Source organism: Sutterella sp. (assembly GCF_030539355.1).
Classification (GTDB): Bacteria; Pseudomonadota; Gammaproteobacteria; order Burkholderiales; family Burkholderiaceae_F; genus Sutterella.
Genome location: NZ_JAUNSF010000106.1, coordinates 1 through 10498 on the forward strand (window position 1 = coordinate 1; position 10498 = coordinate 10498).

7 protein-coding genes are annotated in these 10498 nt (G+C 67.6%); 6 read left to right on the forward strand and 1 reads right to left on the reverse strand.

The window, feature by feature from the left end; genetic code table 11:
- Positions 1-886: lyase family protein (locus tag Q4F91_RS11460; RefSeq protein WP_303337831.1), on the reverse strand; the 886-nt coding region annotated here is incomplete at its 3' end.
- Between the two features lie 255 nt (positions 887-1141).
- On the opposite strand from Q4F91_RS11460, the gene Q4F91_RS11465 reads away from it, so the two are divergent.
- The 6 genes from Q4F91_RS11465 to Q4F91_RS11490 all read left to right on the forward strand — a co-directional run bounded on the left by Q4F91_RS11465 (position 1142) and on the right by Q4F91_RS11490 (position 10265).
- Positions 1142-2485 carry an RluA family pseudouridine synthase gene (locus Q4F91_RS11465; protein ID WP_303337833.1) on the forward strand — a complete coding sequence of 448 codons (1344 nt, stop codon included), beginning with the start codon at positions 1142-1144 and terminating at the stop codon, positions 2483-2485.
- Positions 2486-2736: 251 nt separating this feature from the next.
- Positions 2737-3723 (forward strand): aldo/keto reductase, encoded by a 987-nt coding sequence (locus Q4F91_RS11470; protein WP_303337835.1) that lies wholly within the window; start codon positions 2737-2739, stop codon positions 3721-3723.
- A gap of 356 nt (positions 3724-4079) precedes the next feature.
- Positions 4080-6287: an FMN-binding protein gene (locus Q4F91_RS11475; protein ID WP_303337837.1), complete on the forward strand. Its 2208-nt coding sequence runs from the start codon at positions 4080-4082 to the stop codon at positions 6285-6287.
- Positions 6288-6481: 194 nt separating this feature from the next.
- A complete protein-coding gene (locus Q4F91_RS11480) occupies positions 6482-7468 on the forward strand; it encodes an aldo/keto reductase (protein WP_303337839.1) in 987 nt (328 codons plus the stop codon).
- A 160-nt stretch (positions 7469-7628) separates the two neighbouring features.
- Positions 7629-9152 (forward strand): FAD-dependent oxidoreductase, encoded by a 1524-nt coding sequence (locus tag Q4F91_RS11485; protein ID WP_303337841.1) that lies wholly within the window; start codon positions 7629-7631, stop codon positions 9150-9152.
- A gap of 138 nt (positions 9153-9290) precedes the next feature.
- Positions 9291-10265 (forward strand): aldo/keto reductase, encoded by a 975-nt coding sequence (locus Q4F91_RS11490; RefSeq protein ID WP_303337843.1) that lies wholly within the window; start codon positions 9291-9293, stop codon positions 10263-10265.
- Positions 10266-10498: the final 233 nt, after the last annotated feature.

The window sequence follows — 10498 nt, forward strand, 5'->3', positions numbered from 1 at the left end:
TCATGAGGTCCGCCGCGAGGCCCGCGAGCGCGCCCTCGAGGAGCACGACCGCGTCATGGCTCGTGAGCGCATGGAACTTGTTCGGGGCGTCGACGAACTTGAGGCCCGTCTTCGCAGTGAGCTTCTCGGCGACCTTGACACCGAACCCCTCGGGCGCGTTGATTCCCGTGCCGACGGCCGTGCCGCCGATCGCGAGCTCGCGGCAGGGCTCGAGCGCGGCGAGGATCGCGGCCTTCGAGTGCGTGAGCATGGAGGCGTAGCCCGAGAACTCCTGGCCGAGCGTGAGCGGCGTGGCGTCCTGCAGGTGCGTGCGGCCTGACTTGATGAGGTCCTTGAACTCCTCGGCCTTGGCGGCGAGCGCGGCCTCGAGGTCGGCGAGGCGCGGCAGGAGGTAGTTCGTCGTCTCCACGACGGCCATGATCGAGAGGGCCGACGGGAAGGTGTCGTTCGAGGACTGGCTCATGTTGACGTGGTCGTTCGGGTGCACGAGCTGGTCCTTCGGGAGGTTCTTCTTGTCGCGGAAGTTGCCGCCGAGGATCTCGATCGCGCGGTTCGCGAAGACCTCGTTCATGTTCATGTTCGACTGCGTGCCCGAGCCCGTCTGCCAGACGGCGAGCGGGAAGTTGCCGTCGAGCTTGCCCGCGGCCGCTTCGTCGCAGGCCTCGACGATCGCGGCGCAGCGGCGGTCGTCGAGCTTGCCGAAGTCGCGGTTCGCCTGGGCGCAGGCCCCTTTGAGGAGCGCGAAGGCGCGCACGATCTCGGCCGGCATCTTCTCAATGCCGATCCTGAAGTTCTCGTAGCTGCGCTCGGTCTGGGCGCCCCAGTACTTGTCGTTGGGAACCTTGACCTCGCCCATCGAGTCCTTCTCAATGCGGAACTGATCCATCTCTCTTTTCTCCTTTCCCGGCGGACTTGTCTCTTCCCCCGGTATGCTGTTGACTGTCAGCCGGACCCAAGCGGAGGAGGAATCTCCCTCGTCATCCGGTCTAGTTATTGCGAATGATAATGGTTATCGTTATCACTACAAGGTGTATCAGGGTAAACCCCTAGATGTAATTGCCGTGAGGCTATGGAGCCGAACCTCAGGCGGACGTTCCGTTCTTAGAATTACGGGCGTTTCACCTCTTTCCCCCTTCCCCGCATGACCGACCCGCTGCTGCTGCCGCTCCCCGGCCTCGAGGCCCAGTCCCTGCCCGAGCGCTTTCCGTCGCCCTGGCACGGGGCGCCCGTGCCTGTGGCGCTCGCCGCCCGCGAGGCGCTCGAGTCGTGCGGCGCCTTTGCCGATCAGACCGGCCGCAGGGGGCTCCTCCTCGTGCAGGACAGGTCGGGCGCGCTCTCGGCCTTCTGCTCCTCGGAGCCCTTCCATGAGCCGGAGCACCCGGAGGGTTCGGCGCTACCGGCGGCGGACGCGATCGCGGGCGTCACACCCGACGAGATTTTCGAGCGGACGGCCGCGCAGATTCCGCTCACGGCGGTCTCGGGCGAGACGATGACGCTGCTCGACTTCGCGCGGCTCGAGCGGGCGAAGCGCCCGGCAAAGATCGCCCGCGGCGGCGGCGCGGGGCTCAACCTCACGCTTGCGCACTGGAACCGCGCGCTTCTGGGCGCCCTCTCCACGCCCCTCGTCGCGAATCTCCTCGCGCTCGCGCGCGCCCGGGCCGCCGGGCAGGCGCTCACGCCCGTGGCGTCCCTCGAGTGGTGGCACGGTGCGATGCCGAGCTACGACGTGAAGTTCGACGGCATGGTGCTCTCGCCCCGCACGACGACGAAGCCCCTTGTGGAGTGGCTCCTCTCCGGGACGCCCTTCCTCTCGGACCCGCGCGCGGACGACCCCGTGACGAAGGCGCTCCGCCCGGAGATCCTCATGGAGCGCCCCGACTTCCTCGCCGTGATGAAACCCTCGGGCCTCCTCTCGGTGCCCGGCACCGGGGGACTTCCCGACGCGATGACGCTTGCCGCCGAAATGACCGGCACCGCCCTCACCGCCGTGCACCGCCTCGACATGGACACCTCCGGGATCCTGCTTTACGCGAAGACCCCGCTCGGGCTCTCCGAGCTCATGGCCGCCTTCCGCGAGAAGCGCGTCTCGAAGCGCTACCGCGCGATTCTGGAAGGAACTGTCGCGGGCGACTCCGGCCGCATCGAATTCCCGATCACGACCCACCCGCTCGACCGGCTGCGCCAGATCGCCGCCCTGGGCGGCCGCGACTCCGTGACGCTCTGGCGGAAGGTCGCCGGGAAGAACGGCTGCACGCTCGTCGACTTCCTGCCGCAAACAGGCCGCACCCACCAGCTGAGGCTTCACGCCGCGCACCCGCTCGGGCTCGGCGCCCCGATCACGGGCGACCCCTACTACAGCCGCGCGGGACTCCTCGCCGACACGCCCGCCACCCCCCTCGCGCTTCACGCCGCCGAGCTCGTCTTCCCCGACCCGGCCACGGGAGCGGAGATCCGCCTCGAGGCCCCGGAGCCCTTCGCGCTCTGAACTCGCGTAACCTGCTGTTACTCCTTGACAAATATCGGGATTGTGTCCTTCCCGGCGGCATCCGGCTGGAGAACCCGGAAGCGATGCGCGCTTCACAGTGTTTTTGGCAATTCAGGAGTATCTGACAAAACGCAGGATCGTTTCAGGCAAGGCTCCGACGCTTGAAATCCCTAGAATTTCACTTGATCGAACCGTCCGCCGGGCAGCCCCCCGCGGACGGGTGTCTATCTCCGTTACCTTATGTTATTTCTATGAAAACGCGTCTCCTCGGTCCCTCACACCTTGAAGTCTCCGCCGTCGGTCTCGGATGCATGTCCATGAACTTCGGCTACGGCCGCCCTTCTCCCGAAAAGGACATGATCGAGCTCATCCACGAGGCCGTCGATCTCGGCGTGACGCTCTTCGACACCGCCGAAAGCTACGGCCCCTTCACCAACGAGGAACTCGTGGGCAGGGCGCTCGAAGGGCTGCGCGACCGGGTCTCGATCGCCACCAAGTGCGGCATCTCCTTCGCGGCCGACGGGAACCTCATCCTCGACGCGCGCCCCGGGACAATCCGCCGGTCGCTCGAGGGGTCCCTCAGGCGCCTGCGCACCGACCACGTGGACATCTACTACCTGCATCGCTTTGACCCGAAGGTACCGATCGAGGAAGTCGCGGGCGCCATGGCGGAGTTCATCGCCGAGGGCAAGATCCGCGGCTGGGGGCTTTCCGAAGTGGGACCCGAGACCGTCGCCCGTGCCCAGTCGGTGTGCCCGCTCACCGCTGTGGAGAACGAGTATTCGATCGTGATCCGCGAGTCCGAGCACCGGCTCTTTGACGTTCTCGAGAAGTTCGGCATCGGCTTCGTGCCCTACAGTCCGCTCGCGCGCGGGTTCCTCACGGGCACCATCAAGGAAGGGCTCAAGCTCGTCGAGACGGACTTCCGACGCAACCTGCCGCTCTTCGAGGACAAAAACATCGCTGCGCACCGGAAGCTCCTCGACTTCATCGGCGAGCTCGCCGCGGACAGGAACGCCACTCCCGCGCAGATTGCGCTTGCCTGGGTGCTCGCGCAGCGCCCGTGGATCGTGCCGATTCCCGGCACCACGAAGCCGCACCGCCTGCGAGAGAACATCGGTGCCGTAGAGATCGAGTTCACCGCCGACGAGATGGCCGAGTTCAACAGGAGGCTCGACGAGCTCCCCATCACCTGCCCGCGCTACAACGACCGCTTTGTCGAGATGACCGCGCCGTAACGGTCATACCCGGCGGCGACAGGCTGACACCGCGGCGGACAGTCATCATTGAACCGCCCTGCCTGAGAGAACCGACCTCTGCAGGGCGGAGGTGTATGCGGGTCCGATCCGCGTAACCTGATGTTACCCCTCGATAAATACCCTAATTCGCCCCTACTGAGGACCTGGGAACCGAAGCACTCCCTGGCGCTCTGACTTATTCGAAATTCAAATAAATATCGATGAAAATAAATCATTGGAATAATTGAGCCGACGGAACTACCCTGACTGCATGCAGATGCCTCGCGCATCCCGGAACCGTCCGGGCGGCCTGACCGACCGAAAAGCGCAGGCACGACAGAAGGAGCAGAACCAGAATGCATGCAGTCAGAATCACCCGCACCGCGCTCGCCGCGGCGCTCTTCACCGCCATTTCATCGGGTGTCCTTGCCGCCGACGGAACCTTCTCCGGCACCGCGCAGGGCATCGCGAGTCCCGTCACCGTGACGGTCACCGTTCAGAACGGCAAAGTAACGGAAGTGAAAGCCGACACCTCCGGCGAGACCCCGGGCTACGGCCGTGATATCGCGGGGAAAATGTCCGAAAGGATTCTTGTGAAGGGCTCGTCCGGCGTGGACGGCGTCACGGGCGCCACCGTCACGAGCAATGCGGTCCGCGCGGCCGCTGAGGCGGCGCTGCGCGCGGCCGGTCTCTCCCAGGCCCAGTCGGCGAAGCTCACCCCGGGCACCTTCGAGGGCACCGCACGCGGTGCCAAGAGCGACGTTCACATGACGATCGAGGTCTCCCCCGAGGGCCGCATCCGCATCGCCGACGTCAAGGCGGGCGACACCGAGTACGTGAGCGAGACGGCGATCCGCGAGGTGAGCCGCCGCATCGAGGCCGAGCAGTCGCTCGCCGTTGACGCCGTCACGGGCGCCACGCTCACGAGCCGCGCGGTCACCGAGGCCGCGGGCCGAGCGATCGCCGCAGCGGGCGGCAACCCCGCCGACTGGCGCGTGCGCGCGCCGGCCTCCGCTCCCGTCGAGGCCGCGCCCGAGGAGGCCGACATCGTGGTCGTGGGCGGCGGCGCCGCCGGCATGCTCGCAGCGCTCGCGGCGAAGACCGACGACGCGCTATCGGGCAAGGCGAACAACCTGCGCGTCGTGCTCCTTGAGACGAAGGGGTACCTGGGCGGCGACCTTGCGATCTGCGGCGGCTACATCGCCTCCTACTCGGGGAGCTTCCTCAACCGCGCCGCCGGGCACGATATCGACGGCAGGACCGTCGCCGCAGCATCGAAAGCCATGAGAACACCCGAGGCCGCCGCGATGCTGAACGACGGCCTCGCCGAGCGCGTCGTCGATGCGACGGGTTTCGTGATGGAGCGGCTGGTCGCGCAGGGCGTGCGCATCGCCCCCGAGGACGCGACCCTGGGCGCCGTCCGGACGCCCTACTTCGAGGACGGCGTCATGCACTACGCGGTTGCGCGCACCACGCACGCCGTGACGGGCTATCGCAGCATGGACCAGGGCTACGACGACACAACAGGCTCGCCCTGGGTGGCCTCCGGCATCGCGAAGCTCGTTATGGATGCGGGCGTTGACGTGCGGCTCGAGACCACAGCGGACGACGTGATCCTGGAGAACGGCGCCGCCGCAGGCGTCGTCGCCTCGGACGGGAAGACCCGCCGCACGATCCGCGCGAAGGCCGTGATCCTTGCCACCGGGTACTCGGGACTCGACCCCGAGTCGGTCGACATGTTCTACCCGAACCTGCGCGGCGTCACCCGCACGGGCGGCGCCGGCGTCACGAGCTTCGCCCCGAAGTGGGTGATCCGCCAAGGCGGCGAGGCAGCCCTCAATCCCGCGAGCTCCACGATGCTCGGATACGACTCCGTGATCGGCCTCGACGGTCCCGAGGCGATGATCTACCGCGACCTGCAGATCCCCTGGGTTGACCGTCACGGACGCCGCTTCATGTCCGAGGCCGGGCACCCGACGATCTCCCGCCTCACGGCCGAGTCGAAGGGAAAGCTCCCCGCGATCGAGGTGATCCCGGGCAACGGGCACTCGGTCGCCGAGGTGATGAAGCTTGACGGCATGGCCGCCTTCATGATCATCGATTCTGAAAGCCCGGCCGCCGGCATGCTCGAGCGCCTCAAAGCCTCGAACCTCGCCTGGAGCGCAGACACGCTCGAGGAGCTCGCTCAGAAAGCCGGCATCGACGACCCGGCCGCCTTCGCCGAGACGATCCGCCGCTACAACGCGGACGCCGCCGCAGGGAAGGACTCGGTCTTCGGGACGCCTGCCGCGAACATGACGCCGGTGGTGAAGGCCCCCTTCCACGCCGTGCGCGTCACCGCGGTCAACACGATCGCCAACGTCACCGCCTGGGCCGATGACGACATGACGATCCTCTCCGGACCGAAAGCGAAGGGCGCGAAGCGCTACGAGCACCTCTACGGCGCGGGCGGCGCGATCGGCAACGCCATCACGAACGCGGGACTCGGCGCGCACAACGCCACCTCGCTCGCCTCAGGCGCGCTCGCCGGCATCGCGGCGCGCAGGGACGTCATGAACCGCTGACGACGGACTGCCTCTCCTCCGGGACACCGGGGGGATCCGCCGGAGGCGCCCCTGTCTCCTTGCACTCTCTCCCTTCGTGTTCAAGGGCACCTCCGGTTTCCGTCGTCCCGGACCTTTCTCACCCTCACCCGTTTCCTTCTCTCTCGCGGGGAAGTCCGCCCTGACAGCAGACTCCCCGAAGGACACCCCCGACCATGCAGTACAGACACCTCGGACGAACCGGGCTCCTTGTGAGCCCGCTCGCGCTCGGCACCATGAACTTCGGCGACCGCACCGACGAGAGCACCGCCCACGCCATCCTCTCCGCGGCCGCTGACGCCGGCATCAACCTCGTCGACACCGCCGACGTCTACGGCACGCCGCAGACGCCTGACATCAAGCAGGGGAGCGGCAGGTCCGAGGAGATCATCGGCTCCTGGCTGAAATCGACCGGCAGGCGCGACGAGATCGTGCTCGCCACGAAGCTCTACCAGCCGATGGGGCCCGGCCCCAACGACCGCCGGCTCTCGGCGCGCCACATCCGCGCGGCCTGCGAGGCGAGCCTCAGGCGTCTCGGCACCGACCGCATCGACCTCTACCAGATGCACCACATGGACCGTTTCACCCCGGTCGACGAGATCCTCGAGGCGATGGGGCGGCTCGTCGCCGACGGCAAGGTTCTCTACTTCGGAAGCTCCAACTTCGCCGGCTGGTACATCGCCGCGATGCAGAGCGAGGCGCTCTCGCGGCACATGCTCGGCCTCGTCTCCGAACAGTCGATCTACAGCCTCGTCGACCGCGCGGTCGAGCTTGAGGTGATCCCCGCCTGTCGTCATTTCGGCATCGGGCTCCTCGCCTGGAGTCCGCTCGGGCGGGGGCTGCTCGCGGGCGTCCTCCATGCGCACGACTGCGGCAGGAGAACGCTTCCTGCGCTCCGCGCCCGCGTCGAGCGCCACCGTGCGCAGCTTGAGCAATGGGAGGCGCTCTGCGCCGAACTGGGGCTTCCTCCCTCCGAGGTGGCACTCGCCTGGCTCCTCGGCCGCCCCGGCCTCACCGCCGCGGTCACGGGCCCGCGAACCATGGCGCACCTCGAGGGCTCGCTCCGCGCGCTCGACCTTGAGCTCCCGCCCGAGGTCATCGCCCGCATTGAGGCGATCTGGCCCGGCCCCGGCGGCGAGGCGCCCGAGGCGTACGCCTGGTGAGCCCGGCCTGTCCGAATGATCGCTTTATGCAATTATTCAAAGGTAATGTACGAATTTAACGGCCACATTGGATACTAATATGCAAATCACGAGGCAATGATCCTCGACAGCCGCCCGGGAGCCTCTTCCCGGGTCTGAGCCAGATTCAACGGAGAGCAACATGACCACCACCCAGTTCCAGCGCCGCAGCTTCCTCGGACTCGCCATCGGCAGTGCGGGCCTCGCCGCGCTTCCCTGCACTTCGCACGCCGCCGCGGCCGGATCCTTCGACACGACCACGGATGTTCTCATCATCGGCGCCGGCATGGCCGGCCTCACCGCGGGCGTGCTCCTCGCGCGCGCCGGGAAGAAGGTGACGATCGTCGACAAGCGCGCCTGGGCGGGCGGCGACGGCGTGCTCTCCACGGGCACGATCTTCGCCGCGCAGACGAAGTACCAGAGGGAAGCCGGCGTCACCGCCGGGGTCTCGGTCGAGGACTACTGGAAGCGCCTTCTGGCGGGCCTTGACGACGAACCGCTCACGAAGGTCCGCGACAGCCTCCCGCTCTCGCCGATCTACTCCGGAATCGCCAAGCACGACCCGGCCGTGATGCGCGCCTGCGTCGAGCGCTCCACCTCGCTCGTTGACTTCATCGAGAGCTTCGGCGTCGAGTTCCGCCCGGTCAACCCGGGCCGCCCCTTCCTTCACCCGACCGCCCCGGGCTCGATGAACAAACTCGCCGCCGGCCTGCGTGACGAAATCCTTGCGAAGGGCGGCGAGATCCGCATGCAGACCCGCGCCACCACGCTCATCACGGACGACAAAGGCACCGTCACCGGAGCGGTGCTCTCCGCGGGCGGGCAGGAGACGCGCGCGGGCGCCCGCGCCGTGGTCCTCGCCACGGGCGGGTTCCTCGACAACGAGGAGCTGATGCTGCGCCACAAGCGCTTCTGGGCCGCGGCCCCGAGGGGGTTCTCGTACTCCGACGGCGACGGCGGGCTCCCGAAGGACCACACGGGCGACGGCATCGTCATGGCCCGCTCGATCGGCGCCTCGCTCGAGGACATGGAGGGCGTGCCGAAGTTCTGGGCGGCGACGAGGAAAGGCACCCCCGGCTTCGCCTGGATGATCTTCGACACGGACAGCGCCTACCTCGTGACGAGGAAGGGCGAGCGCATCGTGAACGAGGCGGTCGCGCGCTACACGGGCTGTGCGCTCAAGCTCCTCTCCGTCGGCGAACCCGAGGGCTACGTGCTCATGGATCACCGGACGGTGACGGGCCCCAACGCCGCGCGCTGGCGCTTTGACGAGGTGATGAAGGGCGGCGGACTCTTCCGCGGCGACACGCCCGAGGAGGTGGCGAAGGCCGCAGGCGTCGATCCCGAGGGCCTCAGGGCCACGATCGAGCGCATCAACCGCGACGCGGCGGCCGGCGCCGACACCGCCTTCGGGCGCACCGACAGCCGGTTCCGCGCGCTCGAAGCGCCCTACTACCTCTCCGCGCCCTATGCGCCCGTGATGTTCAAGACCGAGGGCGGCATCGAGGTGAATCCGAAGTTCGAAGTGCTCGCGCACGACGACCTCGCCCCGATCCGGGGCCTCTACGCGATCGGCTCGACCTGCGGCTCGATCACGACGCGCCTCTGCGACGTCTTCGCCTCCGGCATGATCGCGGCGGAGTCGATCTCGGCAAAGCTCGGCTGAAGCCCGGTTCCGGAACACACAGCGCCGTCAGTCTGCGCGCAGAAGTGAGCAGTTCTTTGCAAGAAAGATGCTTACGGCGCACGCAGCGGCGGCGCATCATTTTTCGTGACCCGCAGAACTTCAATGAGGACGGAACCCATGGAATACAGGCATCTCGGCCGCACCGGCCTTCTGGTGAGCCCGCTCGCGCTCGGCACGATGAACTTCGGCGACCGCACCGACGAGGCGACCGCCCACGCCATTCTCTCCGCAGCCGTTGACGCCGGCATCAACCTTGTTGACACCGCGGATGTCTATGGCTGCCCGCAGACGCCGGACATCAAACAGGGAAGCGGCCGGTCCGAGGAGATCATTGGCTCGTGGCTGCAAAAAACGGGCAGGCGCGACGAGATCGTGCTCGCCACGAAGCTCTACCAGCCGATGGGACCGGGGCCGAACGACCGCAGACTCTCGGCTCGCCACATCCGCGCCGCGTGCGAGGCGAGCCTGAGGCGCCTCGGCACCGATCACATTGACCTCTACTTCATGCACCACATGGACCGCGCGACCCCGGTAGACGAGATCCTCGAGGCCATGGGGCGGCTCGTCGCAGACGGCAAGGTCATCTACTTCGGAAGCTCCAACTTCGCCGGCTGGTACATCGCCGCCATGCAGAGCGAGGCGCTCGCTAGGCACATGCTCGGCCTTGTGTGTGAGCAGTCGCTCTACAGCCTCGCTGACCGCATGGTCGAGCTCGAGGTCGCGCCCGCCTGCCGGCACTTCGGCGTCGGGCTGCTCGCCTGGAGCCCCCTCGGTCACGGCCTGCTCTCGGGCGTCCTCGGCCGGGAGCAAAGTTTCCCCGGCCTCGCGCCGAGGATCGAGCGCCACCGTGCGCAGCTTGAGCAATGGGAGGCGCTCTGCGCCGGGCTCGGTGCCGCGCCTTCCGAGGTCGCGCTCGCGTGGCTCCTCACCCGGCCCGGGCTCACCGCGGCGATCACGGGCCCGCGAACCATGGCGCATCTTGAGGGCGCGCTCCGCGCGCTCAACCTCAGGCTCTCCGCGGAGACGCTTGAGCGAATCGATGCGATCTGGCCCGGTCCGGGCGGCGAAGCCCCCGAGGCCTACGCCTGGTGACAATCACGTCGGCTGACATCGGAAGAGCCCGGAGTTCACAGCCCCGGGCCTTCTTTTTCCTCTGAATTTCTTCACCGCCTCACCTGAAGCCGGCAAGATGCGCGGGGTTGACGCGGGTCATGAGGTCGATCGCGCGCTGCGGCAGCCCCGCCTTCTCGAGAAGATCGATCGTCCTCAAGAGCCCGATCACCGGATGCGGCATGCCGACCTGCCCGAGGTCGGTGGTGATGAAG